Source organism: Sphaerospermopsis sp. FACHB-1194 (assembly GCF_014696235.1).
Lineage (GTDB): Bacteria > Cyanobacteriota > Cyanobacteriia > Cyanobacteriales > Nostocaceae > Sphaerospermopsis > Sphaerospermopsis kisseleviana.
The window spans coordinates 1-26,522 of record NZ_JACJPU010000033.1 but is presented as its reverse complement, the minus strand read 5'-3'; the positions used below and the strand labels follow the sequence as shown (position 1 = coordinate 26,522).

The 26,522-nt window shown below is 37.3% G+C and carries 25 protein-coding genes; 14 read left to right on the top strand and 11 right to left on the bottom strand.

Annotation, left to right across the window (positions count from 1 at the left end):
- Positions 1-349: 349 nt before the first annotated feature.
- Positions 350-1,723 (top strand): ATP-binding protein, encoded by a 1,374-nt coding sequence (locus tag H6F45_RS17875; RefSeq protein WP_190347977.1) that lies wholly within the window; start codon positions 350-352, stop codon positions 1,721-1,723.
- A gap of 173 nt (positions 1,724-1,896) precedes the next feature.
- On the opposite strand, the gene H6F45_RS17870 is transcribed toward H6F45_RS17875, so the two are convergent.
- Positions 1,897-3,138: an S-layer homology domain-containing protein gene (locus tag H6F45_RS17870; protein WP_190347976.1), complete on the bottom strand. Its 1,242-nt coding sequence runs from the start codon at positions 3,136-3,138 to the stop codon at positions 1,897-1,899.
- A gap of 285 nt (positions 3,139-3,423) precedes the next feature.
- Here H6F45_RS17870 and H6F45_RS27090 point away from each other — a divergent pair, with 285 nt between their 5' ends.
- The gene (locus H6F45_RS27090; RefSeq protein ID WP_255427166.1) at positions 3,424-3,549 is read left to right on the top strand and encodes a hypothetical protein; all 126 of its coding nucleotides are present in this window, start codon (positions 3,424-3,426) and stop codon (positions 3,547-3,549) included.
- A 7-nt stretch (positions 3,550-3,556) separates the two neighbouring features.
- On the opposite strand, the gene H6F45_RS17865 is transcribed toward H6F45_RS27090, so the two are convergent.
- Positions 3,557-4,228, bottom strand: coding sequence for a conjugal transfer protein TrbI (locus tag H6F45_RS17865; protein ID WP_190347975.1), 672 nt, complete (start codon positions 4,226-4,228; stop codon positions 3,557-3,559).
- Between the two features lie 142 nt (positions 4,229-4,370).
- Here H6F45_RS17865 and H6F45_RS17860 point away from each other — a divergent pair, with 142 nt between their 5' ends.
- Both H6F45_RS17860 and H6F45_RS17855 read left to right on the top strand, forming a co-directional pair.
- Complete coding sequence (locus tag H6F45_RS17860; RefSeq protein ID WP_190347974.1) at positions 4,371-4,748, top strand: hypothetical protein; 378 nt, start codon at positions 4,371-4,373, stop codon at positions 4,746-4,748.
- 190 nt (positions 4,749-4,938) lie between these two features.
- Positions 4,939-5,181: a hypothetical protein gene (locus H6F45_RS17855; protein WP_190347973.1), complete on the top strand. Its 243-nt coding sequence runs from the start codon at positions 4,939-4,941 to the stop codon at positions 5,179-5,181.
- 205 nt (positions 5,182-5,386) lie between these two features.
- On the opposite strand, the gene H6F45_RS17850 is transcribed toward H6F45_RS17855, so the two are convergent.
- Complete coding sequence (locus H6F45_RS17850) at positions 5,387-7,006, bottom strand: iron uptake porin (RefSeq protein WP_190347972.1); 1,620 nt, start codon at positions 7,004-7,006, stop codon at positions 5,387-5,389.
- 144 nt (positions 7,007-7,150) lie between these two features.
- Positions 7,151-7,753 (bottom strand): Crp/Fnr family transcriptional regulator, encoded by a 603-nt coding sequence (locus H6F45_RS17845; protein ID WP_096572008.1) that lies wholly within the window; start codon positions 7,751-7,753, stop codon positions 7,151-7,153.
- A gap of 441 nt (positions 7,754-8,194) precedes the next feature.
- Here H6F45_RS17845 and H6F45_RS17840 point away from each other — a divergent pair, with 441 nt between their 5' ends.
- The gene (locus H6F45_RS17840; protein WP_242052659.1) at positions 8,195-9,208 is read left to right on the top strand and encodes a transposase; all 1,014 of its coding nucleotides are present in this window, start codon (positions 8,195-8,197) and stop codon (positions 9,206-9,208) included.
- Positions 9,201-9,359 (top strand): zinc ribbon domain-containing protein, encoded by a 159-nt coding sequence (locus tag H6F45_RS26640; RefSeq protein WP_347237747.1) that lies wholly within the window; start codon positions 9,201-9,203, stop codon positions 9,357-9,359. The genes H6F45_RS17840 and H6F45_RS26640 overlap by 8 nt, the downstream gene beginning before the upstream one ends.
- 141 nt (positions 9,360-9,500) lie before the next feature.
- On the opposite strand, the gene phoU is transcribed toward H6F45_RS26640, so the two are convergent.
- The 4 genes from phoU to hisA all read right to left on the bottom strand — a co-directional run bounded on the left by phoU (position 9,501) and on the right by hisA (position 14,080).
- Positions 9,501-10,166, bottom strand: a complete 666-nt coding sequence (gene phoU, locus H6F45_RS17835; protein ID WP_190347971.1) for a phosphate signaling complex protein PhoU — start codon at positions 10,164-10,166, stop codon at positions 9,501-9,503.
- 28 nt (positions 10,167-10,194) lie between these two features.
- The gene (locus tag H6F45_RS17830) at positions 10,195-11,517 is read right to left on the bottom strand and encodes a PAS domain-containing sensor histidine kinase (protein WP_137666397.1); all 1,323 of its coding nucleotides are present in this window, start codon (positions 11,515-11,517) and stop codon (positions 10,195-10,197) included.
- A 53-nt stretch (positions 11,518-11,570) separates the two neighbouring features.
- Positions 11,571-12,323, bottom strand: a complete 753-nt coding sequence (locus H6F45_RS17825; RefSeq protein WP_190347970.1) for a response regulator transcription factor — start codon at positions 12,321-12,323, stop codon at positions 11,571-11,573.
- Positions 12,324-13,306: 983 nt separating this feature from the next.
- Entirely contained in the window at positions 13,307-14,080 is a 774-nt protein-coding gene (hisA, locus tag H6F45_RS17820; protein WP_187040865.1) for a 1-(5-phosphoribosyl)-5-[(5-phosphoribosylamino)methylideneamino]imidazole-4-carboxamide isomerase, read from the bottom strand.
- Positions 14,081-14,085: 5 nt separating this feature from the next.
- Between hisA and H6F45_RS17815 the strand changes: the two genes are divergently transcribed.
- The 3 genes from H6F45_RS17815 (at position 14,086) to H6F45_RS17805 (ending at position 15,798) form a co-directional block, all read left to right on the top strand.
- A complete protein-coding gene (locus H6F45_RS17815; RefSeq protein ID WP_096572003.1) occupies positions 14,086-15,108 on the top strand; it encodes a DMT family transporter in 1,023 nt (340 codons plus the stop codon).
- A gap of 179 nt (positions 15,109-15,287) precedes the next feature.
- Positions 15,288-15,563: a BrnT family toxin gene (locus tag H6F45_RS17810; RefSeq protein ID WP_096572002.1), complete on the top strand. Its 276-nt coding sequence runs from the start codon at positions 15,288-15,290 to the stop codon at positions 15,561-15,563.
- Positions 15,547-15,798, top strand: a complete 252-nt coding sequence (locus H6F45_RS17805; protein WP_190347993.1) for a hypothetical protein — start codon at positions 15,547-15,549, stop codon at positions 15,796-15,798. The genes H6F45_RS17810 and H6F45_RS17805 overlap by 17 nt, the downstream gene beginning before the upstream one ends.
- Positions 15,799-15,913: 115 nt before the next feature.
- On the opposite strand, the gene H6F45_RS17800 is transcribed toward H6F45_RS17805, so the two are convergent.
- Positions 15,914-17,011: a Gfo/Idh/MocA family oxidoreductase gene (locus tag H6F45_RS17800; protein WP_190347968.1), complete on the bottom strand. Its 1,098-nt coding sequence runs from the start codon at positions 17,009-17,011 to the stop codon at positions 15,914-15,916.
- A 109-nt stretch (positions 17,012-17,120) separates the two neighbouring features.
- Between H6F45_RS17800 and H6F45_RS17795 the strand changes: the two genes are divergently transcribed.
- Positions 17,121-17,354 carry a DUF6737 family protein gene (locus tag H6F45_RS17795; protein ID WP_137666404.1) on the top strand — a complete coding sequence of 78 codons (234 nt, stop codon included), beginning with the start codon at positions 17,121-17,123 and terminating at the stop codon, positions 17,352-17,354.
- Between the two features lie 57 nt (positions 17,355-17,411).
- On the opposite strand, the gene H6F45_RS17790 is transcribed toward H6F45_RS17795, so the two are convergent.
- Positions 17,412-17,987, bottom strand: coding sequence for a thioredoxin family protein (locus H6F45_RS17790; protein WP_096571998.1), 576 nt, complete (start codon positions 17,985-17,987; stop codon positions 17,412-17,414).
- Positions 17,988-18,053: 66 nt separating this feature from the next.
- Here H6F45_RS17790 and H6F45_RS17785 point away from each other — a divergent pair, with 66 nt between their 5' ends.
- Positions 18,054-18,458, top strand: coding sequence for an NIL domain-containing protein (locus H6F45_RS17785; protein ID WP_096571997.1), 405 nt, complete (start codon positions 18,054-18,056; stop codon positions 18,456-18,458).
- Positions 18,459-18,604: 146 nt separating this feature from the next.
- Positions 18,605-19,585 carry a CHAD domain-containing protein gene (locus H6F45_RS17780; protein ID WP_137666406.1) on the top strand — a complete coding sequence of 327 codons (981 nt, stop codon included), beginning with the start codon at positions 18,605-18,607 and terminating at the stop codon, positions 19,583-19,585.
- A gap of 59 nt (positions 19,586-19,644) precedes the next feature.
- On the opposite strand, the gene H6F45_RS17775 is transcribed toward H6F45_RS17780, so the two are convergent.
- Positions 19,645-20,586 carry an N-acetylmuramoyl-L-alanine amidase gene (locus H6F45_RS17775; protein ID WP_137666407.1) on the bottom strand — a complete coding sequence of 314 codons (942 nt, stop codon included), beginning with the start codon at positions 20,584-20,586 and terminating at the stop codon, positions 19,645-19,647.
- Between the two features lie 309 nt (positions 20,587-20,895).
- Between H6F45_RS17775 and bchH the strand changes: the two genes are divergently transcribed.
- Together bchH and dcm are read left to right on the top strand one after the other, a co-directional pair.
- Positions 20,896-24,642: a magnesium chelatase subunit H gene (bchH, locus tag H6F45_RS17770; protein ID WP_190347967.1), complete on the top strand. Its 3,747-nt coding sequence runs from the start codon at positions 20,896-20,898 to the stop codon at positions 24,640-24,642.
- Positions 24,643-24,878: 236 nt separating this feature from the next.
- Positions 24,879-26,198, top strand: a complete 1,320-nt coding sequence (gene dcm / locus H6F45_RS17765) for a DNA (cytosine-5-)-methyltransferase (RefSeq protein WP_190347966.1) — start codon at positions 24,879-24,881, stop codon at positions 26,196-26,198.
- Positions 26,199-26,522: the final 324 nt, after the last annotated feature.

The window sequence follows — 26,522 nt, the reverse complement described above, 5'->3', positions numbered from 1 at the left end:
AATTATATAAGTTATAACTGAAAAAATCAATGGTTTTTAACCTTTTGATACAACTAAAGTCATCTGTTAGCAATTTAGAAAAATTATCAGTAGCAAAGTATCGTGTACATTACAGTATAAATCACTAGAAATTCGGAAATGTATCAAGTTTTTTGGTCTTAGGGAATAGGGAACAGGGAACAGAGAATAAATTGCTGTGTAATTCATTAGACTGGAAAACGCTATAAAATATTTAGTACAGCAGAAGGCAGGGGAGGTAGGGGGAGCAGGGGAAGATTAATAACCCAATCCCCAATCCCCAGTTACCTGCTATCAGCCGCTAGTCCATAATCCTGAGTAAGAACTAAAAATGTTAATTTCTGCTAGTTCTGATTTTATTGCTCTATGCAAAGAGCAAATATCTCTGTTAACCCAAGGACTGGGAGCGTCTTTGAGTGTTGTCTATTTAACTCAAGAATTAGTAGACACTCCCACAGGTGAGGCGCAATTAATTCCAGTGGTGGTTTACCCAGAGACAGTAAGATTAAAACAAGCCGAGGATCTGGTTCAGGGTCAAGACAACAAGCAAATAAAATTTAGTAAAATTTTGGCATTACCAGACCAGCGGGGAAAGTTATTGACAGCAGGTTCAGTTTCTGATCCTCCATCCCCGGAGTCAGAAAATACAAATACACCCCTACCAAATTTAGAAGATGAATATATATTCAGTGGTAATCAAATTGTGTTACCTCTGATTTATGAAAGTGTGATGATGGGGTTATTGGTGACAGGAAGAGAAGATCGACCTTGGAATGAATCGGAAGAAAGGGAAATTCAACGCATAGCTAAAACCTTAGCGATCGCCTGTATTTTAGATCAGCGTCAAGTTTGGTTACAACAACAATTACATCAACAACAACTTCTGCAAGAACAACAACGGGATTTATTGGATAATCTTTTACACCAGTTTCGCAACCCTTTAACAGCTATTCGCACCTTTGGGAAACTGCTGTTTAAAAGATTGCGGCCAGCAGATCCTAACCGAGATGTAGCCACCAGTATAGTTAGGGAAAGCGATCGCCTCCAAGAATTATTACAACAATTTGATCAAGTTATAGACTTAACAGATACAGATTTAACCCCCATTCCCCTGCCAGAGTCTAAACTGCCAGAATCCAAAATTGTTGTCGAGGCATCTGTACAGAAACCAGCTAACCCACCCCTATTACTGCCAGGAACAGGAGAAAATATTATTGATTGTCACTTACAAGATTTATTAGTACTATTATTAATATCGGCTCAAGCTATTGCCCAAGAAAGAAATCTAGAATTAATAGCAGATATTCCTGAAAGTTTACCATTAGTAAAAGCTAATATCAAAGCATTAAGAGAAGTATTGAGTAATATTATTGATAATGCCTTGAAATATACCCCTGCTGGCGGGAAAATTTGGATTCAAACCGGACTGCAAAAAGCTAATTTTCAAGGTTTAGCTATTAGTGATACAGGTCCTGGTATTCCTCCAGAAGACTTACAGCATTTAGGAGAAAGACATTATCGCGGTGTACAAGCACAAACAGAAATTCCTGGAACTGGTTTAGGAATTGCGATCGCCAAACAATTAATCGCACAAATGCAAGGAGAAATCGAAGTTTTCAGCCCTGCATTAAATTCAAATATTACTTCCCCAAAACATCCAGGAACTACTTTTATTATTTGGTTGCCGGAAGTAGGTGATAGATGACTGGGGACTGGGGACTGGGGACTGGGGACTGGGGACTGGGGACTGGGGACTGGGTAATCAATTTTATTTTTCCCAATCACCAATCACCAATTACCAATTACCAATTACCAATCACCAATTACCAATTACCAATCACCAATTACCAATTACCAATTACCAATCACCCATCACCACTATTGCACAGAAATTAATAGATTTTGATTAATTGTCATTTCTAAATCTGTGTTAGGTTCAATGGCAATTAAATCCACACTATTTCTACCAAAGAAAAGACCAATCAGCGCCCCAATACCAGCACCTCCGAGAACTTCTTCTGTAGCCACGGCGCGATCGCCTGTCACCGCAGATACTGCTGCTGCTGCTCCTGCTCCCAATATAGTATTTCTGATAATTGAACTGGTGCTAGTGCCTTTCCTCACAGTTTCCACTTTGGTAATCACATCAGAACTAGCACTCACATTATATTCTTGCCCTGTGGTTAAAACTAATTTTTGTGCTACAAATTGAGAACCACCTTGAGCCGGTCTAAGTTCACCTATCACCTGACTTCCCGCAGGAATCACTACTCTACCATCTTGGGTAATTACACTTTGTGATGTGGTTAAAGTTAAAGGTGCAGTTTCATCTTTAGTCACCAGAATTTTTTCAGCCCGTTCATACTTGACAGGAATCACTGTTCCTTGGGGAATGGTAACAGTTGTAACTGGTGGTGGTGTGGTTTGCAGAGCTACAATATAAGGTGAGTTAATAGTCGCAGCCTGATTAGCACTCACTAAAGCTTGGTAAATGAAAGCCGCTACTTGCGCTCTGCTTGCAGTTACACCAGGATTGAGAAATCTCACATTAGGATAGTTGACGACAATACTTCTTTCAGTGGCCGCAGCAATGGGAGTACGAGCATAGCCAGAAATACTTGCAGAATCATTGAATAATCGTAGAGTGCTTTCCACATTACCAGTAGCAGCATATTCTAAACCATTAGCCAAAGAAACTAAAACTTGTTCACGGGGAATAGCTTGGTTAGGTCTAAAAACATTGCCAGGATATCCTGATAAAAAACCAATAGAGTAAGCTTGTCTAATGGCGTTATATGCCCAAGAATTACTAGGCACATCATTAAAATTGATAGGTTGCCGTTGTGCAGACTTGCTAAAAGCTTTATTAATCATGGCTGCAAACTGCGCCCGTGTCACCGGTTCTTCTGGACGAAATGTACCATCAGGAAATCCCGCAATTACACCCCGTTGTGATAACTGTTGAATAAATTGTGATGCCCAATAATTAGATGAAACATCAGAAAAACCAGTTTGTGCTAAGGTTGGTGCAGATGTTATTAAAGGTGTTACACTGCCAACTGTGACACTCAAAGCCATGAATAAGGCTGTTTTTGATTGCAAGCGATTTAAAGTAAACATTGATTTTACTCCTGTAAAAATTATAAGAAGGAACAAGGAACAGGTAACTTTTAACAGGGGATAGGAAAAACATGAAAAGTCTTTTGCTATCTGACTTTGATAATCACTGTTTGTCCTAACCTACCTAGTAACTGCTTTATTTGTTTTTTTTGTTATCTACTCTGTTAACTACTTAGACAATTTTCACCTTAAACTGTTCCCAGTTGTTTCTTGAATTTGTAAATAGTTTTACTTTTAGGTTTATTGTCATTGATAGAAATACGAATTTAGTAACAGCAGTGAATTATGACTTTAGTCATCTACTTTAGTCATCTATTAAATATTGTTTTTAACATAAAATCAAGCGATCGCACACAATATTTGCAATGGCGATCGCTTTTTCAGCATCATAAAACTCACGACTGCAATTAAGTTAAGTCTAGTTACGAGATAGTACCAAATTAGACAAAAGTGTGATATCTAAATCCTCTTCCGTCCGCAAAACGAAAACATCAGCCTGTTTCTTCCGCAACAGCACACTTGCTAAAGCACCCGCAGCAGCACCACCAATAGGTTCTAAAGTTTCAATTTTCTTGTTACCTGTCAGTAGTGAAATCACAGTAGCTGCACCAGCACCAATAGCAGCATCAGTTAAAACCTGTCCAGTATCAGTTCCTTTGGAGATTTTTTCAGTTTCGGTGATAGTGCGAGAATTAGCATTAATCTGCTGCCGTCTTCCACTGGCAAATACTAATTCTCTAGCTACAAAGCGTACACCTTTTTTATTGTTACTGTTAGGCAGGTTCACCGGTTGTAACTCCCCTACCACCTCAGTATTAGCCGGAATCAACACATTTCTGTTACTGTCGATAATATCATTAGCTATTTTCAGCGTTAAAGGTAATCTTTCTCCAGGATTCACAATTACTTTCTCTTTTTCATAAGTCACAGGTAAGGTGACATTTGCCGGAATGGTAATGGTTCGGGGTTGGTTAATATTGAATTGTGCTTGAGCAGGAGCAAAGGTAAATAAAGGGGTGACAGCACCTGTAGTAATCGCTATTGTCATCAGTGCCGCAGTTCCAGACTGCCAACTCATAAGACTTCTCATATATGATATTTCCAATGATATGGATAGATTTGATGACGTGGGTTGACCCGGATAGTTTCTTCTATTATCAGTTATCCGTTAGTAGTTGACTGTGTTTTTCAGGGTGAGACTCAGTTTCCCAGTTACCAAGAGGACAAAAAAGATGAGTAAGTACATTATTTTTAAAGCTGAGGATGCAAGCTCTCAACAGTGGGAACAAATGCTATTAGCTCACACAGGTGCTTGTACTGATATACTTGCAGAACATTACGATGGTTCCAAAAAACCAATTCCCCAACCAGGATACAGACTAAGAGATTTTCACACAGTTGAAAAATTTATTGATCCTCAATTTCCAGGTGCGAGTACCCATAGCAGGGTAGGTGATTGGGAAGTGACAAGAGTTGAGGAATATGTACCTAATTTACCTGTGGGTGGGTTTGAATCAGTAGTGATTTGTTATTGTCACTACTCCCCTGTGGTTACTCCACTAGAACCATTACCCAGACTTCAATTTGCACAAGAATTACAGCAAGTTTAGACAGCAAATATACAACTACTGATTCCCAAAATAAACAAAACAGCCCACAAAAATCAGCATGACAGATGAGCAGCATCAACGGAGGAGCGTTGTATAAAACTTGCTAGAAGCAAAGGTAAGCGATTAGTCGAGATTATCAACACAGAAGATGAACCCCTGCCAATAATCTGTATTTTTGAGGATTACCCAAATGAGTGAAACAGCTACTCAAGTGCCTATAAATACTATTGTTCCTATGCTGAATGCAATTAGCGATCGCAACTGGCAACAATTCAAAATTTTAGAAGCTGATTTTGTACGTCAGTATGGTCTAGAAGTATGGGAAGAAGTATTTAATTTCCGTCTCAAACCAGCATTAGATCAAGATTCTGACCGTTGGTTGTTGGTTCAAAAATGCAGCCAGGGTATTAAATCAGTAAAAACCGTGGCTTAGTTGAGGCGATCACCTACCTACGGCTAGTTACCAAAGGTAAGTTCTATGGGTAATTTGGTAACAGGTGAGAAAATCCTAGTTTTAATCCTGTTCATCCTTTAATCCTGGAAATCCTGATTCTGACAATTTCCCAAACAAAAACCCGCCCTGAGGCGGGTTAAAATTTGTAGGTTTAATCAAACGCCTACATCACAACTAACTCAACTTAGAAGCTGAAGGTAGTACGCAAAGTACCTACATAAATGGTGTCATTCTTATCGTTGTGTTCAGGATTGAAGATCACCAACAAACCAGGAGTAATCAGAATGTTATCGGAAACCTTCATCTTATACAAACCTTCTAAATGGTAAGAAGTGCTAGGTTCTCCATTTACTGATGTACCAGCAACTTCGCGACCAGTAACTTTAGGAGGTTGACCAAATATTATACCCAAAGTGTTACCTTCTCTACCCAAATCTTTCAACCCTAATGTCGCTGCCCAGTACCAAATATCTGCACTTTGAGCAGGACCAGTGACAGTATTAGCAGTTGTGTAACCAGCCCAGCCGCCTAATGTAATTTTAGCACTGGGGTTAAAGGTAAACTGTAAGCCGTAGTTGTTAGATTCAACAGGAACAGCAGGATTGTTATTTACTGCTGCACTACCTGTGCCACCCAATAAGTTTACATCACCAGCAGTCTGATAAGATTGAGCATAGGTGAAACCTAGATTTAAGGCTTTATTTGGCTTGAATGCTAACTGACCAAAAATAGTGCTACTACCATCAAACAAACCTTCGCCAATAGCAGGATCAGCAGCCTGATTTCTACCTCTAGCAAAATAAGCTGCACTTAAAGTCAATGGTCCTTGAGGATTAACGTTAACAGTGATACCTGCACCATCACCAGCTAGGCGATAGATGGGGCTGAAACGTCCATAACGGGATAGCGCACCTGTACCACTGCTTCTGAAGTCAGGGTTGAAAACGTTCACGTTTTCGTTCAACTCCCCACCAACAGCGTCAATCCTGACACGGATTTTTTCACCAAAGTTGAAAGCGTAGTTGAGTTTGTCGACAGAAACACTGTTATTGGTACTGGTGGTGTCATAACCCAAGCGAGTCATATTAGTATTGGTTTCAGTATCATTCTGACCAATATTGGCAGCCTGTAAACGGGTTTGCAACACATCAGTACCCATGAAGCTGCTTTCTAAACTCAACCGCACCCGGTTGGAGAAAGTTATGTTGCTGTCTAAATTAGGATTGTTATTGGGGTTGTTGTCTTGATCAGCTTGTTTATCCCCAAAAGCCTGAGACACACTGAAAATCGCTTCCCCTCTCAGCTTGGTAGTAGTAGAAAACTGATTAGCTTCTAACTCAGCAGTACGAGCTTCTAAAGCATCTACACGACCACGCAGAGTTGCTAGTTCAGCAGAAAACTCTTCTTGTAATCGTTGCAAGGTAGCTAAATCTTCCTTGCTTACCATATCAGCGGTAGCTGTAGCAATCAATTCGTTAACTCGGTCTAAGCAAGCATTCAAACCTGCTGCAAATTCATACCGACTCAAAGCACGATTACCGCGGAAAGTACCATTAGGATAACCTGCAACACAACCGTAACGCTCAACTAATGACTGCAAAGATTGAAACGCCCAGTCAGTGGGTTGCACGTCGGAAAATTGAGAAACGGATGTTACTTGACCGATGCTATTAGCTTCTTGAGATAACTGTGCAACACTGGTTGCTTGTTGATTGACTTCGTTTGCTAAGGCACTGTTAGCAGACAGCAAGGTAGCTGCAATAACTGGACTAACTTTTAGAACATTCCAAAATAGTTTTGTCATGTTTTTACTTTCACTCACACCTAAGGAATTTTGATGATTATGATAAAATACCCGAAGTTTTCAGGGCATTTACACATAAAATTCTTTGTATTCACTATATATTATTTATGGTATCCAGCACAAGTCTCAAATTAATATTTTAAGTTAATTTTTGGAAGAAATACTGGTTAATTGGGTCTGTAAATTCAGCACAACACTGCGTCTATGACGTGATATTTTTCCTTCTTCCTCAAATTTCTGCAATAGTCGTGTAACTGTGACTCTCGTTGTGTTCAACACCTCTGATATCTCTTGATGTGTAAGATTTAAATCAATCAACTTACCCTGTTCTATATCCCGACCAAATTTTTCACTCAACCACACCAAAAATTTCCACAACTTTAGAGAAGTTGGCTTACGATGTAATATGCTTAAAAGTTCCTCTGTTTGCTGAATGTAGTGCAATAATGCCTTTATCTCTTCATGCCAGAGATGGGGCGGTATCAAAGTCGCTTCTACACTGGTCAAACACTCAATATGGTAGGGGTTGACTTTTGACAAAGGATAGCCAACTATATCTCCTAAACTCCAATAACCCAAGGTGATATATGTTCCATCTTCATTCCAAGTCAAGGTACGAACTAACCCTCGATCAATACGCCACAATACATCATTGCTGACTGGAATTATTGACCGACGAGTAAATATTTGTTGGTTTAAATGTTTGTTTTTAGGGTAGATGAGGGTTTCAGTTGTGGAAAACATCATTTTTAGTTAGATGGGTATAATAGGTATAAATTTAAATAACGTAAGTTGCTAGTTCTGCAAGAAAGGCTCTCAAATCAAAGTAAGAAGGATACGTAGACAGCAAAAAAGCAGGGAACACCATTATAATTCATTCTTTCTCCTGACTCCTGACTCCTATTCCTAACTAGCAACTTGGGTTAATAGATTTTAGATGGAAGATATTTTTACGCTATCTTGCATTGACTGTAATATTAAAAGTTTAAGAATAGGTAAGCTTTTAGTGAAATGTATGTTATTTAGGGTTTGCTGAATAAATATGAAAACTTTACAGGTAAAAAGCAAGATATATCAAGGGTTAGTAGCTAGTTACTGTTTTCTTAACCAATACTAACAAATACTCACATTTACTGAAAATTTCCTGTCATCTTTTGCTTTGTGACAGAATTACAGTAAAATCACTGTATGCTACTAGGATTCAAAACCCAACTCAAAGTTAACAAGCAACAACGACTACTACTGGCGCAACACGCAGGAGTAGCCAGACACGCTTGGAATCAAGGGTTAGCACTTTGTCAACAGGTATTATTACATAACAAACTGCAACCAGAAGAAAAAATCAAATTTCCCACAGCCATAGATTTACACAAATGGTTAGTAGCAGCCATTAAATCTACCCATCCTTGGTATTATGAAGTATCTAAATGCGCCCCTCAATACTCATTAAGATATTTGTCAGATGCTTTTAAATCTTTCTTCAAAAAAAGTAAAGGGTTTCCTAAGTTTAAGAAAAAAGGGAGAGATGATTCTTTTACCTTAGATGGTGTCATAAAAATTGACTACAGAAAGGTAAAAGTACCCGTAATTGGTTGGATAAAAACTTATGAAATTCTTCCGACTGGATATAAACCGAAATCTGTCACCATCAGTAAACAGGCTGATAAATGGTTTATCTCTTGGAAAATAGAAATAGAAACGACTCAAACCCAGAAAAATCAGGAGTTTGTAGGAGTTGATTTAGGAATAAATCATCTAGCAATATTATCAACAGGAGAAGTATTTGATGGAGTAAAAAGTTATAAAAAGTATGAGAAAAAGTTAGCAAGAATGCAATATTTGAACCGTCATAAAAAAGTAGGTTCAAATAATTATAGAAAAGCCCAAATCAAAATAGCGAGATTACACCAAAAAATAGCCAATATCAGAAAAGATACATTACACAAAATCACCACCCATATCAGCAAAAACCACGCGGTGATAGGGATAGAAGATTTGAATGTATCTGGGATGTTAGCAAATGGGAAATTATCAAAAGCTATAGCCGATATGGGCTTTTATCAATTCAGAAGGCAGCTAGAATATAAAACACAACTGTATGGTAGTAAGTTAGTAATTGTGGATAGATATTATCCGAGTAGCAAGACTGAGGGGTTGTGGAGAAAAGAAATCATCACTCTCATTATCTCAAAGAGTGTTTAAATGTGATAGTTGTGGCTTTGAGATTGACAGAGATTTAAACGCTGCGATTAATTTAAAACAAGAAGCGGTCAGATTGATCGTGTTAGCCTGTGGACTAGATAGTGCCGACACTGCTAGGGTGAAACAGGAAGAAAAAGCCGACTTTTGTTAGCATTAGTTAGCTTTTTTGTATCGGCTACAGGCTAATAAAGAAAGAAATTAGTGCAAGGGTTTTGAAGAATAGATTGGAAAAACTGTGCATTTCTAAAATCTAAAATTTTCTTCCCCATCTCCCCTGCCTCCTACCTCCTGCCTACCGTTGTCCTGTGACAATATATGCAACTCGTTGTCCAATATTAGTAGCGTGATCTGCCATTCGCTCTAAACAGCGAATTGCTAGTGTTAATAGTAGAATTGGCTCAATAATCCCTGGAACATCTCGCTGGGATGCTAACATCCGATATAAATTTTCATAAGCACTATCTACAGCATCATCCAAAAATTTGATACGCCGACCACTGACTTCATCTAAATCTGCTAAAGCTACTAAACTAGTTGCTAACATTGCTTGGGCTTGGTCAGACATCAGCGCAATCTCTGTTAAACAAGGATGAGGTGGATAAGGAAATATTTTAATGGCTATTTCCGCTAAATCCTTGGCATAATCTCCAATACGTTCTAAGTCTCGTACTAATTGCATAAAGGCACTAAAACAACGTAACTCTTGAGGTGTAGGTGCTTGCAGTGTCATCATGGATGTACAATCTGATTCTATTTGTCTATAAAAGTGGTCAATTTTTTTATCTAATCGGGGAAGTTTCTCAGCTGCGGTTAAATCGCGATTAAATAAAGCTTGATGGCTCAGGCGAAATGATTGTTCTACCAAAGCTCCCATACGCAATATATCGCGCTCTAAACGCCTAATGCTGCGTTCAGGTTCAGGTCGTTCAAAGTTGGGATTATAAAAAACAGCTTTCACATCTTTAATCTCAAAATTTTATATATTCTTAACTATAGTCTTCACTTAGTGGGTTTGCCATGACTTGAGGCAGGTGAATTTGTATCCAAGCACCACCGGTTTCGGGATGGTTCATGGCCTTGATTGTGCCACCGTGGGCTATGATAATCTGGCGGACGATGGACAAACCTAAACCACTACCAGTAATTGCGGTTTCACTACTTTCAGGCTCATGGTGTCTGGCTTTGTCTCCTCGGTAAAATCGATCAAAGACGTGGGGTAAATCTATAGGCGCAAAACCAAGACCAGAATCAATGATATTAATTTCCAATAGTTGAGATTGATGATCGTTCATCATAAATTCACTCACAGAAATCACGTTAACTTCAATGTGAATATTAGTGTGAGGGAGGGTGTATTTAATACAGTTATCTAATAAATTGACAAATACTTGGTGAATGCGGGATTTATCAGCTTGGATGCTGATGCTTTCTAAACCGGAATAAGAAAGATTAAGATTGTGATATTGCGCTAATGGCTCTAAATTTTCCCACACTGAGAAAATCAGCGATCGCACTTCCACCGTTTCCAGATGTAACAACATGGTGGAGTTAGTTTCCATTTGTGTTAGTTCTAACCAACTTTGCACCAAATTAATCAACCGGTCAACTTCCTGCATCAAACGCTTCACCCAACGATTCAAGGGCGGATCTAAACGGCTTTGCAGGGTTTCTGCTACCAGACGAATAGAAGTGAGGGGTGTTCTCAGTTCATGAGCGAGATCAGAAAAAGAGCGATCGCGCTGCTGATTCATATCTAGCAATGGTTGGCGATTTTCTAAGAATACACCTACCTGTCCTGCTGGTAAAGGTAAACTGGTAGCCTCCAAAGCCAAAGGCTTTAACTCTAACATAGCTTTAGCATGATCACGGGAAGGGTGAAAAATCCATTCTCGCACCTGCGGTTTTTGCCAATCACGGGTTTGCTCAATTAATTGATCAAGTTCATAAGACCTTACCAACTCTAACAATAAGCGCACCTGTCCAGGTTGCCACCTTTGCAGATGCAATATTTCCCGTGCTTGCTGATTACACCATAATAGTTGATTTTCCTCATCTACTTGCAAATATCCTAAAGGTGCAGAATCAAGCAGTTCTTTGTAGGTTTGCAATGACAACTGCAAATCTTGTTGCTGTTGCTTCACCATTGACATTTCCTGCCGTAAGCGGGGGAGTACAGGCAATGCTATTTTATAAGAATGGGAGTTTAAAGGCTGGATCACTCGCTCCAAATAACTATTGAGTTGAAACTGTTGCCAAAGCCAAAAACCAAGGCCGACTGCCAAACCCAGAAGAAATCCCAATAAGAACATTTGAGTCGTTAGTTGCTATTTAATTACTCAAAACTAACAACTATATGCACCAATTAGCCAAAACGATAGCCAAAACCTCTCACAGTCACAATATACTCTGGATGGCTGGGATCTTGCTCTAACTTTTCCCGTAACCAGCGGATATGCACATCTACTGTTTTGCTATCACCTAGAAAATCAGGTCCCCATACCTGATCTAACAATTGCTCCCGTGACCATACTCGACGAGCATAACTCATAAATAGTTCCAGCAAGCGGAATTCTTTTGGTGATAAATTTACCTCTTTTCCCCGCACCAACACCCGGCATTCTTGAGGATTTAAACTAATATCTTTATACTTGAGTACGGGTATTGATGGTAAATTACTTAAACGTTGCCGACGGAGCAGGGCGCGACATCTAGCCACCAGTTCCCGCATACTAAATGGCTTGGTTAAATAGTCATCTGCTCCTACTTCTAAACCCAGAACTCGGTCAGTTTCACTACCCTTAGCACTGAGAATCAAAATAGGTACTGAGTTACCTTGATGACGCAATAACCTGCAAATATCTAATCCATTAATTTGCGGTAGCATCAAGTCTAAAATTACCAAATCAAAAGCAGATTCTTCTGAATTGAATCCGCAATTTCTGAGATACTCTACAGCAGATCGGCCATCATTAGCAGTGATGACTTCATAACCTTCTTCTTCCAAAGCCATAACTAGCATTTCTCGGATGAGTTCTTCATCTTCTACTACTAGAATGCGGCTAGTTTGTCCAAGTTCCGCTTTAGCAGAATATTTAGTTAATTCAGTGGTATACATTGATAGCACAAGGTTTTGAGACTGTACTCGTCTTGATAATTGCTTAACTACTCATCATCTACATTGATTGCAGAGTAGCTATTTTGGGCTGATTGTATTGAATATCACAACTCAAATATATCATAAATCACATTTCCTCGCAATGAACAAGTATTTTCAACCACTTTGGTGATTTATTCTGGTTAATTGACATTCCCTCGACTAGAATTCGGGGTATTGGGTTTGCTGAAAAAGTTATCTGTGAAAGACCAGTGACAGGTGACAGTTTCAAGAGTTGCAGGACTTACGCAAAAGGGAACGAAAGTAGGGGTAATTCATGAATTACCCCTAGGCAAGAATAAGGTTTTCAGTCACATCTTGCGTAAGTCATAAGTTGGATAGGAACGATTTTTTCTTTAAGTAGGAATTAAATGCAAGGTTTTTCAGTTGCCACCTCATACAAGCTTGCACTTTTTGAAAGCACTTCGGCTTACTTCGACTTACTTCGACTGCGCTCAGTACAAGTCGCTCAGTACAAGTCGCTCAGTACAAGTCGCTCAGTACAAGTCAAAATAGCTAAAACCCTTTACCTGTAAAGTTTTCAGATTTATATGGCTAACGCCACGCTACGCTATCAGCAAGCCCTAAATAATGCCAGTATTTATTGCGTGGCAAGGGGTTCATCGTTTTGATAAACGCAATTTAGCATAATATGTAATGCAGAACCATCAATAATAAATAATAAATAATTGATAATTATCAATTATCAATTATCAATTATCAATTAATCTATTCTGTCTTTGGTTTTCCTAGTCCTTTTGGTGGTTGTGGTCTTTTACTTTTGGCTTTATTATTTGTTTGCGCTTTTTGGTTATTTTGATTGGAATTACTGTTTTGGTTAGACATGAGATTTATCTGTAATATTTATTTAGTGCCGATTTTATCTACATCAGCAATATCTATTATTCCCGAAATCTATCAGAGATATTACTGATGTCACCTATTTAAGCAAAGCTAGAAAAGTCCAAATTGGGTGGAATATCTTGAATACGTCCAGGACCAATGGCTTTTAAAGCTTCATTTAACAAGATATCCCCAGTATACAAAGCTTTACCCACAATTACACCTGTGACTCCTTGGGGTTCTAAAGATAATAAACTTAACAAATCGGTAACAGAACTAACACCACCAGAAGCGATGACGGGTATAGAAATTGCTGCTGCGAGTTCTCGTAATGCGTCTAAATTCGGTCCTTGTAATGTACCATCACGGTTGATGTCGGTGTAGATGATAGCTGCTGCACCTAATTCTTGCATTTGGGTAGCGAGTTGGGTAGCTAAAACTTCCGAGGTTTCTAACCAACCGCGTGTAGCAACTAAACCATTACGGGCATCTATGCCAACTATAATCTGTTGGGGAAATTCTTGACAAAGTTCTTGGACTAGCTGGGGTTGTTCGACTGCTACAGTTCCCAGGATACCCCATTGCACACCAAGATTAAATAATTGTACAACACTAGAGCGATCGCGTAAACCTCCACCAACTTCAATGGGTACTGAGACTACATTACAGATGGCTTCAATGGCTGCTAGGTTAACGATTTTACCAGCTTTTGCCCCATCTAAGTCAACTAAGTGTAATCTTGTTGCACCTTGGTCTACCCACATTTTCGCAGTTTCGGCGGGGTTTTCGCTGTATACTTGCGATTGTGCATAGTCGCCTTTATATAGGCGTACACAACGACCTTCTAATAAATCAATTGCTGGTATTACTTGCATAATTGGTGATTGGTGATTGGGTAATTAATTTTATGTTTCCCCATTATTACCTATTCCCCATTCCCACAAAAAGACTTTCTCAGCAAACCCTAAGAGGTTGTTGGAAAGTTACGCTGACGTTAACACACCCTACATTTACTGAATCTATGACTTGGCTATACTTCTCACTGGCGGCGGCTACCTTTGAATCTCTGCGAGATGTCTTTAGTAAAGTTGTGACAAATAAAGGCAATCAACCCTTAGATGAGTATTTAGTTGCCTGGGCGCTAAGGGCATTTACTCTAATTATTTATATTCCTTGGTTGTTATTATCACCTAACCCAATACCTACCATCGGGAAAGATTTTTGGTGGGCTTTGTTAGCTGATGCTACTCTATCTACTATTGGCGGCATTTTATATATGAGGGCGTTGCGTTTTGGAGATATATCTTTAACTATACCGTTAATGGGATTTTCGCCGTTATTTTTAGCGATCGCTTCTCCTTTAATTCTCAATGAGTTTCCTGCAAAATCACAACTTATAGGTATTTTATTAATCTGTTTTGGTGCATATTTTTTAAATATAAAGCCCAAGGAGAACAATTATCTCGCACCGTTAAAATCTTTGATGACTACCCAATCTTCTCAATTAATGTTAATAGTAGCTTTTCTCTGGGCTTTAACTACTTCTTTTGATAAAATTGGGGCAACAAATTCCTCGCCATTATTTTTCTCAGCTTCTCTCTATTTTTGTACAGCTATAATGACTTTGCCTATTGTAATTTTATGCTCTCCTAATTGGTTTTCTAAGTTAAAAAGTAATTTCTATAAATTGGTTTTATTAGGTAGCTTAAAAGCACTTGATATGTGGTGTCATGTGATGGCGATCGCATCTACAGTAGCAGCAAATTCCGTGGCGGTAAAACAAAGCAGTTTATTGATGACTGTAGGATATGGCTATTTCCTCTTTCATGAAAAAAATATTAAACATAGATTCTTAGGTTGTATTATTATCATTGTTGGTGTATGTGTATTAAGCATTTTTTAGAGTATTTTCTAGAGTATTTTCTAGAGCGATCGCTATTAGTGTAAGTTTCTGTGGGCATATTGCGATAAATTTTAAATTTTAAGGCGATCGCCGATTGGGTGGCTCAATGAAATGTAATGTAATGCACTTTTTTAATGCTAAACTCAGATTTTGAATTATAGTAACTAAGTATTGTTTAGATGCAGTTTGAATGGAATCCAGACAAAGCGAACTCAAACTTGAAAAAGCATGGTGTTTCATTCAAGGAAGCATCTACTGTTTTTAACGATCCTTTATCTGTGACATTTCCTGACCCAGATCACTCTTTTGGCGAGGAGCGTTACGTTATCATTGGATTATCAAGTACCAATCGTATCTTGATAGTCCCTCATACAGATCGAGTAAATCGAGTTCGGATTATTAGCGCGCGAGAGGCAACCCGAAATGAAAGGAGGTTTTATGAAGATGGAGAGTAACCACGAACTAGAAGACGACTTAAGACCTGAGTATGACTTTAGCAAGATGCAGGGTGGTGTTAGAGGGAAATATGTCGAACGCTACAAGGCAGGAACGAATGTAGTGTTACTCGATCCTGATGTTGCTCAAGCATTTCCAACAAGTGAAGCGGTTAATGAAGCACTCCGGCTGCTCATGCAAATTGCCCAAAGACAGAAGCCTAACAATGCGTTGGAGCAGACCTCTCAAACGTGATCTTTAAAAGCTAAAGGTCATCTGCGGCGAGCATCCGATTGATTACTATCTATTATTATTTTCGTAGTGAGGACTTCAGTCCTCAAAGGAGGAATAAATTCCTCACTACAGTTAACTATTCAGCTAAAAACTCTCCTAAACTTGGAACATCTACCCACATTCTAGAATCATGTGATTGATGAGATAAATCCATCAATAATTGAGAATAAACCCCTTCTTTTAAAGATGGTATAATCTCCTTTTGAGTTTCAATTCCTGTCACCCATTGATCTACAACTCTTAAAAATGAACAAATTCGACCATCAGCATAATGTTGAGGAAATAATAATTGTTGAGGAATTTCCATTTCTGTTAAACTTCCCCCAACTTGAGAACCCCAAACTTTAAACCCGTGAATATAATCTTTTTGTTCTTCACTTCCTAAAACTAATGTTCCTTTATCTCCATAAACTTCTATCCAATGGGGTCGGGGTGCATGAACTACTGCACTAATAGCAATTTGACATGGTATACCATTTGTTAATTCCAAAGATATCAAACAATTATCATCTGTATTTACTGCTTTTAATTCCCCATTTACAGGATCAATTCTTTGGGAAATAGCTGTATTAAAATAAGCATTTAATTTCCTAACTGGTCCAAATAACCAGTTAATATAATCAAAAGCATGAGAACCTAAAGAACCCAATACCCCACCACCTTGATCTTTACGAGAATACCAATTATAAGGACGGGATGTATCAGCACGAGAAGAACCTAACCAGTCAATTTTTATTAACCGAATATTTCCCACATAATTTGTATTTAACAACTGCTGAAAATATTGCCATGCAGGAATAAAGCGAAATTCAAAATCTACTGTGGCAATGACATTTTTAGTTTTGGCTAATTGATATAATTCTTTAGCTTCATTTGCGTTTAAAGTTACAGGTTTTTCTAATAACAGATGTTTACCAGCTTCTAATACCTGTTTCCCCATTTTATAATGTAAAAATGGCGGTGTGGAAATACTCACAGCGTCTACTTCTGGTAAATTGATAATTTCAGTGAAGTTATCACTAAAATGAGGAACATTATTATTTTCTGCAATGATTTTTGCTTTGTTGATATCTCGATGATAAACCGCAGTTATTTGGGTTTTGTGATGTGCTTGAAATGCGGGAATATGTACTTTTTGACCAAAACCAGTACCAACAATTGCAACCCCAATCATATTGTATCTTTGATTTATTTGCTAAATTTACCTTTTAGTATTATACTAAATATTGATACTATTAATTGTTTTAAATAAAATCCAATTTCTTAACTATGGATTTACTAGGATGAATGAAAAACAAACTATCAATCCTTGGAATTATAAACCTTGGTGGTGTCAACCTTGGTCAATTATCCTCACAGGTATCACATTAATTGGCGGTAGTTGGTTAATACTCAAACTTATATGGTTGACAATTATTGTTGCTATCCCTGTATTAAGTTGGATGGGTTTCTTTTTATTAATCTGGCCAAAATTAATGGTTGAAAGCGGCATTTTAGATCAAAAAAGTAATGAGTAATAAGTAATTATCAATTACCAATTACCCATTATCAATTACCTATTACCCAGTCCCCAGTTACCCTCCATGACTGCGGGGATCATCTTGACTATTTGTTGATACTGGGGCGGAAAATTTGGAAGTTTTACCACTCATTTGCGCGTAGGGTAGGGGAGAACCATTTACCAAAGCTTCTAAGTTGCTGGCCATGATGGAACGGGGTATGTCACCAATAGCTTCGGCTATACTTTCTCCTTGTTTACCCAAAAATACAAAGTGAGGAATACCATCTACTCGATATTTGAGCATTTCTGGCAACCATTTGTTATTATCTACATTCAGCATGACAAAGTTTAATTTGTCTGCATATTGTTGTTTGAGTTCGGCTATGTCGGGTGCCATTTTTTGGCAGACTGTACACCAATCTGCATAAAATTCTACTAAACTGGGTTTATTATTGCTAACTGCAACTTCTAAGGGTGTGGATGCAGCATCTAGTTCGGTGAGAGAAACTGAGGTTGTCTGGGTTTGCAGTCCTAAAAATAGGGCAGCACTCAGGGCGATCGCTACAATAACAATGAGGAAGTTTCTCAAACGCTTGCCCAATGTAGATTCAGGCTTGGTAGGAGCATTAAATGGTGCATCTGTACTCATAATTTATTTATTAAGACTTATTAAGCAGTTTCATCATCTAGTTTAGCAAAACTTAGTTTTTTACCCATGAAAAAACGAGTCACCCTGACTTTTCCTAAACGTGCAATTCAAATGCCTGTCACTTACCGACTGGCAAAAGATTTTAATGTTGCGGCGAATATTATCCGCGCTCAGGTGGCCCCTAATCAAATTGGTAAACTGGTAGTGGAATTATTGGGGGATATTGATCAACTAGATGCAGCTATTGAGTGGATGCGATCGCAACACATCAGTGTTTCCCATAATTTAGGTGAAATTGTCATTGATGATGATCTATGCGTTGACTGTGGTTTGTGTACTGGAGTTTGTCCAACGGAAGCTCTTTCTCTCAACCCAGATACATATCAACTTACATTTACGCGATCGCGTTGTATTGTTTGTGAACAATGTATTCCCACTTGTCCGGTACAGGCTATTTCTACCAATCTTTAAAATCTTTAAAAATGAGATTATCTGAATAATTACATATCAAATAACTAGCAGCCAATGTTGTTAAAAAGTCTATAAAATAATAGATTTCAATTTTTCGCTACTGCTATGATGCAAAAATATGATGAGATAGTGAATTGATATAACCTATGAACTTAGCCACAACACCCACAGTCAAAAGTCTAGGAAATTGTGCATATCAAGCAATCGAAAAACACTTTCACAAAACCATAAAATGGGAAAAATCAGTTAAAAAAGACGAAAATCCAGAAGCACTACACCAAATGCGTGTGGGAATGCGTCGTTTACGTACAGCAGTTAGTCGGTTTGAGCTATGTTTAAATTTACCCAAATCAGCCAGCGATAAAAATATTGGTAAAATTGCCAGAATACTAGGAAATCTCCGAGATTTGGATGTCTTAAAAGAGATACTGGAAAATAATTATAAACCACATTTACTTCCAAAGGAACAAGCATCTTTAGAGATAGCTTTTTCTACTTTAGCCAAACAACGGGAAGTTGCTTTTTCCCAGGTGCAAAAAATATTGAAAGATGAAACTTATAAATCTTTGAAAAATCATTTTCAACAATGGTTAGAAAAGCCTAGTTATCAACCATTAGCAGATTTGCCAATTCAGCAAGTGCTACCAGATTTACTGTTACCTGAAGTCAGTAAATTATTATTGCATCCAGGATGGATGGTTGGTACTCAAGTTGTAAACTCAGAAGTAGTTGTACAAAGCAACTGGACACCGGAAGAGTTAGAAAAAAATCTGAAAAATCAAGGGAAAATTCTTCATGATTTGCGAAAACAAGCTAAAAGAGTTCGCTATCAAATGGAATTATTTACTGATTTATACGGTGAAGCTTTTACCACACATATTTCACAGGTAAAAAGTATCCAAGAAATTTTGGGAATGCTGCAAGATAGCATGGTTTTAAATGAGTGGCTGGAAAATATCTTTAAGTCAGAAATTAACGAGCAAATAAGTGGTCTAATAACTTTATTAGCTGTAAATCGTTACCAATTATGGCAGCAGTGGCAACCACTACAACAGCAATATTTAAAACCAGAAACGAGACAGAATTTATATCTAACAATATTGCCATCTTTATCAATTGATAATTGATAATTGATAATTGATAATTATTAATTATTAATTATCAACTATCAACTATCAATTGTTCATTAACCTATTAATTTCTGCCAAGTTGCAGGACCAATAATACCATCAGCAGTTAAACCATTTTGCTGTTGAAATCTCTTAATTGCCGCTTCTGTATTGCGACCATAAATACCATCTGCAACAGTACCTACACGATGTTGTATATATCTCATTACTGGTCCGGTGGTTTGATTTCCTTGCACTAATCGTTTTGATAATATCTGATTAATGGCATTCCATGTAGTGCTAGTTGCCATTCCACTGGGAATAATTCCCACAATTCTTTGAAACTTCTCTACAGCAGAAGTTGTGGCAGGTCCAATAATATTATCCTCATCCAAACGCCTATTATTTCTATCAGTTATTTGCAGTCGATTTAAAGTTTGTTGCAATCTGAGAACAGAGGTATCTGTATTTTGTTCCTCATCTCCTACTATGTTTACAGGAGAAGATACCACTTTACCAGTTAACCCTGTAACAATAGCATTGGCCATTGCTTCCCCATCATAAAGTTGCATATCTTTCGCGGAATCAATAAAGCAACATTCTATGAGAATACCTGGCATATTTGTATTTCTAATCACGTACAGGTGAGAACCATTCTTGACACCGCGATTAAAAAATCCTAACTTGATAATTTCATCTAATACTGGTTGGGCGATTTTTCTCCCAGCATCACTCATAGCAAATACTTCTGTTCCATTAGCTTGCCCATTAAAGACATTAAAATGAATAGAAACAAAAACATCAACTTTGTTTCTATTAGCTATATCACAACGTCTACCCAGAGATTGACTAACTGATCTGGCACTATTTGGTGTACAAGATATTGCTTCATGACCTAAGCTTTTTAACTTAGCTATAACTTTATTTCCCACGTCCATAGTTAAGTTATCTTCAAATTTAATACCTCTTACTCCCGTATCTGGAGGACAATTATGTCCCATATCAATTCCAAATTTCATGGTGTATCCTCAACGTACTTTCAACAGAAAAGATTTAATTAAGAAAATGGGCTTGTTTGGGATTTTTTCTAGTCAAAAACCAGAATTATGATATCACATATTATAATTGCTCAAAATCGACAGCAACTAGATATTTATGTAATCACAATGTAACTTGTAAATTTCCCAATACAGTGAAAAAAGGTAAATCCATCTTAACTTCAGTTTCAATAGGCAAATGAGATATTCTACTCTTTAGGTAGATATTCCCCCATTAGTCCGCAACAATGTTTAAGATCAAAGTAAAGAAAGATTTCGTAACTGAGTGACATGAAACGTATTGTCTTAATTGCTGGTTTTGAATCGTTTAACGCTGATTTGTACCGAAAAGCGGCTTTTTTGGCTGTTTCTCGCTGTCCTGAGTTAGATATTCGCGTTTTTAGCGATCGCAATATTACCACCAACCCAGACGAGGTACAAGCCGCACTTCAAGGTGCTGATGTATTTTTTGGCAGTTTAATTTTCGATTATGACCAAGTTTTATGGTTAAGAGAACATATTGCTAACATTCCCATCCGGCTTATTTTTGAATCAGCATTAGAATTAATGAGTTTAACCCAAATAGGCGCGTTTTCTATCGGTGATAAACCTAAAGGAATGCCTAAACCTGTTAAATTCATACTCGATAAATTCAGTAATGGTAAAGAAGAAGACAAACTCGCAGGTTATATAAGTTTCTTAAAAATTGGACCAAAACTATTAAAATTCGTACCAGTACAAAAAGTCCAAGACCTCCGAAACTGGCTCATTATCTACGGTTACTGGAACGCAGGAGGAACGGAAAATGTAGCAGCTTTATTTTGGACACTTGCGGAAAAATACTTAGATTTACAAGTCGGTGATATTCCTGCACCTATCGAAACCCCCAACATGGGTTTATTACATCCCGACTATCCAGGGTATTTTACATCACCAAAAGCATATTTGGAGTGGTATGAAAAAAGGAGTCAGGAGTCAGGAGTCAGGAGTCAGGAGAAAGAAAAGAATAAAATTACCCAGTCACCAGTCCCCAGTCACCAGTCCCCAGTTATCGGAATTTTACTTTATAGAAAGCACGTCATTACAAAACAGAATTATATCCCCCAATTAATCAGAAAATTTGAAGATTCGGGTTTAATACCTTTACCAATTTTTATTAACGGAGTTGAAGGTCATGTTGCTGTGCGTGACTGGATGACAACCGACTATGAAACCCAACAAAGACAACAAGGAAATATTGAAACTCCTTCCCTTTCTTCAGCAGCAGTCAAAGTTGATGCGATCATTTCTACAATTGGGTTTCCTTTAGTTGGTGGACCTGCGGGTTCAATGGAAGCAGGAAGACAAATAGAAGTTGCAAAACGCATTTTAACTGCTAAAAATATTCCCTATATTGTCGCTGCACCTTTATTAATTCAAGATATTCATTCATGGACTCGTCAAGGAATTGGCGGTTTACAAAGTGTAGTTTTATATGCACTTCCTGAATTAGATGGGGCAATTGATACTATACCTTTAGGTGGTTTAGTTGGTGAAGATATTTATTTAGTTCCAGAAAGAGTACAAAGGTTAATTGATAGAGTTAAAAATTGGGTTTCTTTACGTCAAAAATTAGCATCAGAAAGAAAAATTGCCATAATTTTATATGGTTTTCCTCCTGGTTATGGTGCTGTAGGAACTGCTGCTTTATTAAATGTTCCTCGCAGTTTAATTAAATTACTTCATGCACTTAAAGAACAAGGTTATACAGTAGGGAAAATTCCTGAAGATGGAGAGGAATTAATTAAACAAGTAAAAGCAATAGATGAAGAAATGGAAACCTGGGAAAAAGATAAACCTTTCCCCACAGATGCTAATACTGTCAATGCTAGAAAATTAGAAAAATGGTTAGGATATCTCCGCACTTCTAAAATTGAAAAACAATGGAAATCTTTAACAGGTGCAGGAATTAAAACCTATGGCGATGAATTACATCTTGGAGGTGTAACATTAGGAAATGTTTGGATAGGTGTTCAGCCACCTTTAGGAATACAAGGCGACCCGATGCGGTTAATGTTTGAGCGAGATTTAACTCCCCATCCTCAATATGCTGCTTTTTATAAGTGGTTGCAAAATGAATTTCAAGCTGATGCAATTGTCCATTTTGGAATGCACGGAACTGTGGAATGGTTGCCTGGTTCACCTTTAGGAAATACTGGTTATTCTTGGTCGGATATTCTGTTAGGAAATCTGCCAAATTTATATATCTATGCTGCTAATAATCCTTCAGAATCAATTTTAGCTAAACGTCGTGGTTATGGGGTTTTAATTTCTCATAATGTGCCGCCTTATGGACGGGCGGGTTTATATAAGGAGTTGGTAAGTTTACGGGATTTAATAGCAGAATATCGGGAAGATCCAAAGAAGAATTATGTGCTAAAAGAAGGTATTTGTAAGAAAATTGTTGATACTGGTTTGGATGTTGATTGTCCTTTTGATGATGCGAAAAAATTGGGTATTGCTTTTACGCCGGAAAATGTCAGGATGTTTAGTGGTCATGCTTTTGATGATTATTTAATTAAGTTATATGAGTATTTGCAGGTGTTAGAAAATCGGTTGTTTTCTTCTGGTTTACATACTTTAGGTGAAGCGCCAAGTGAGGAGGAGTTAAAGGGTTATTTGGATGCTTTTTTTGGAGAAGAGAACGAACCGCAAAGACGCGAAGGACTCGAAGAAAGAAGAGAAGAAGAAGAGAAAATAATTACAAGTTTGTTGAATCAATCTACTGATGAGTTGACGAATCTTTTGCGGGGTTTAAATGGTGAGTTTATTCCTCCTGCACCGGGTGGAGATTTGTTGAGGGATGGGGCGGGTGTGTTACCTACTGGGAGAAATATTCACGCTTTAGATCCTTATAGAATGCCTTCTCCTGCTGCTTATGAAAGAGGTAGGGAAATTGCACGGAAGATTATTGATCAGCATTTAGCAGAACATCAGAAATATCCTGAAACTGTGGCGGTTTTATTGTGGGGTTTGGATGCTATTAAAACTAAGGGTGAATCTCTTGGTATTCTGTTAGAATTGGTGGGTGCTGAACCTGTTAAGGAGGGTACGGGAAGGATAGTAAGATATGATTTAAAACCTCTTTCTGATGTGGGACATCCGCGCATTGATGTGTTAGGAAATTTATCTGGTATTTTCCGTGATAGTTTTGTGAATATTATTGAATTATTGGATGATTTATTTCGACGTGCTGCGGAAGTTGATGAACCGGAAGAACAGAATTTTATTAGAAAACACGCTTTAGAATTAAAAGCGCAAGGTGTGGAAAATTCCTCAGCAAGATTGTTTTCTAACCCCTCTGGTGATTTTGGTTCTTTGGTTAATGATAGAGTGGTTGATGGTAATTGGGAAAATGGCGAGGAGTTGGGTAAAACTTGGGAAAGTCGCAATGTTTTTAGTTATGGAAGAAAGGATAAAGGACAAGCTAGGCCGGAGGTTTTGCAGACATTATTAAAAACGAGCGATCGCATTGTTCAAGAAATAGATTCTGTTGAATATGGTTTAACTGATATTCAGGAATATTACGCTAATACTGGAGGTTTAAAAAAAGCGGCTGAACAACAAAGCGGGAAAAAAGTTACAGCTAGTTTTGTGGAAAGTTTTTCTAAGGATACCACCCCTAGAAATTTAGATGATTTGTTAAGAATGGAGTACCGAACTAAGTTATTAAATCCTAAATGGGCGGAAGCAATGGCTAACCAAGGTTCTGGTGGTGCTTTTGAAATTTCCCAACGAATGACGGCTTTAATAGGTTGGGGTGGAACTGCTGATTTTCGAGATCATTGGGTTTATGAACAAGCTGCGGATACTTATGCTTTAGATGCAGAAATGGCGGAAAAGTTACGCAAAGCAAACCCGGAAGCTTTTAGAAATATTGTTAGTAGAATGTTGGAAGCACACGGGCGCGGTTTATGGAATGCTGATGGTAATAGGTTGGAAAAATTGCGTCAGTTGTATGAATTGAGTGATGAACAATTAGAAGGTGTGACAGTTTAGAAACTTAAAAACGTAGGTTGGGTTAAGCACCGCGCAACCCAACACATTTACAGTACAATTAAATTGATAAATCAAATAAAAACATTATGAAATTTATCATTACGATATTTCAAGATAAAGATGGGATGTTTATTGCTGAATGTCAAGCATGACAAAATAAATTCTTAAAAAGTATTTACAAATAATCCAATTAATAATAAGATAAAAATCTCAAATATTTTTACGTTCGTAACTCTATGTTAAAGACTATTAAATTTATTGATTTGTTTGCCGGAATTGGAGGAATGCGTTTAGGTTTAGAAAAAGCGTGTGAAAATTCAGGAATTAAAAGCGAGTGTGTTTTTACATCAGAAATAAAAACCTCAGCAATTAAAGTTTATCAAGATAATTTTAAAGAAGATAAAATTTGGGGTGATATTACAGAAATATCAACTCAGGAAATCCCTGATTTTGATATTTTACTGGGGGGTTTTCCTTGTCAACCTTTTAGTAGTGCAGGAACAAGACAAGGATTTTTAGATACTAGAGGAACGCTGTTTTTTGAAATTGAACGTATTCTCGAAGATAAATCACCTTTTGGTTTTTTATTAGAAAATGTGGAAGGTTTAGTACAACATGAACAGGGAAGAACATTAGCAACTATTATCAATCAATTAGAAAAATTAGGTTATCAGGTAAAATATAATGTTTTAAATGCCCAAAATTTTGGTATTCCTCAAGATAGAAAAAGAGTGTATATAGTGGGAACTAAAAATAATGCTATTTCTTTAACATTTTCTAAAAATGCTAAACCTAGACTATTAGATATTTTAGACACAGGTTGTCCAACTTTAAAGACTAATTTTGTGAAAAACCTCCTACAAAATTATCCTATTGAACAACTGTATGGGAAATCTATCAGAGATAAAAGAGGAGGAGAAGATAATATTCACAGTTGGGATTTAGAATTAAAAGGAAGTGTGAGTTTAGCACAAAAGGAATTATTGAACTTATTGTTAAAACAAAGAAGAAGAAAAATATGGTCTGCGAAAAAAGGGATTCACTGGATGGATGGAATACCCTTAACAGTAGATGAAATTGCTACTTTTTATCCTCATGCTAACCTAGCAGAAATGTTAGATGATTTAGCAAATAAAGGTTATTTAAAATATGAACATCCAAAAGATATTCAAGAAGTAGTGAATAAAAATGGTAACAAAGTGAAAAAACGAGAATATAGATATGATTTACCCAAAGGTTATAATATAGTAGTGGGAAAATTGAGTTTTCCTGTTAATAAAATTCTCGATCCTCAAGACATTGCACCCACATTAGTAGCGACAGATATGCAGAAATTAGCAATAGTTGATGGGGATGGTATAAGATGTTTAACCGTGAGAGAGGGGTTAAGATTGTTTGGTTTTCCTGAAGATTATCAGATTAATTTACCTATTAATAAAGCATTTGATTTATTAGGAAATACTGTAGTAGTTCCTATTGTGAGAGAAATTGCAGAAAGAATCGTTATACAAAAAATGTTATCAATTCCTAATCAAGTATATATATTAAGTAGATAATAAATAAGGTGACTTAATTATATCATCATAATGGTTTTTGACACAAGTGTTGAATCCTGCAATAAAACTTTACAATCTTGGCGTTTTACCCAGGTAAAACATTTGAAATTATAGTATCATCAATGTAAAAATTTATTGTTTATTTAAGATTTTTTTTATACTTCGCTAAAACAGCATGATCATTTCCTGTGGTAATCGTAGCGACTGTCTTGATTGTCAAGCGATCGTAAAGGAAAAATTTAAAGTCTAGGAAAAAAGTCAGAAAATAGAGGATAAAAACAAAGCAAAACAAAACAGGTAAATTATAGATGGCTATAAATTACC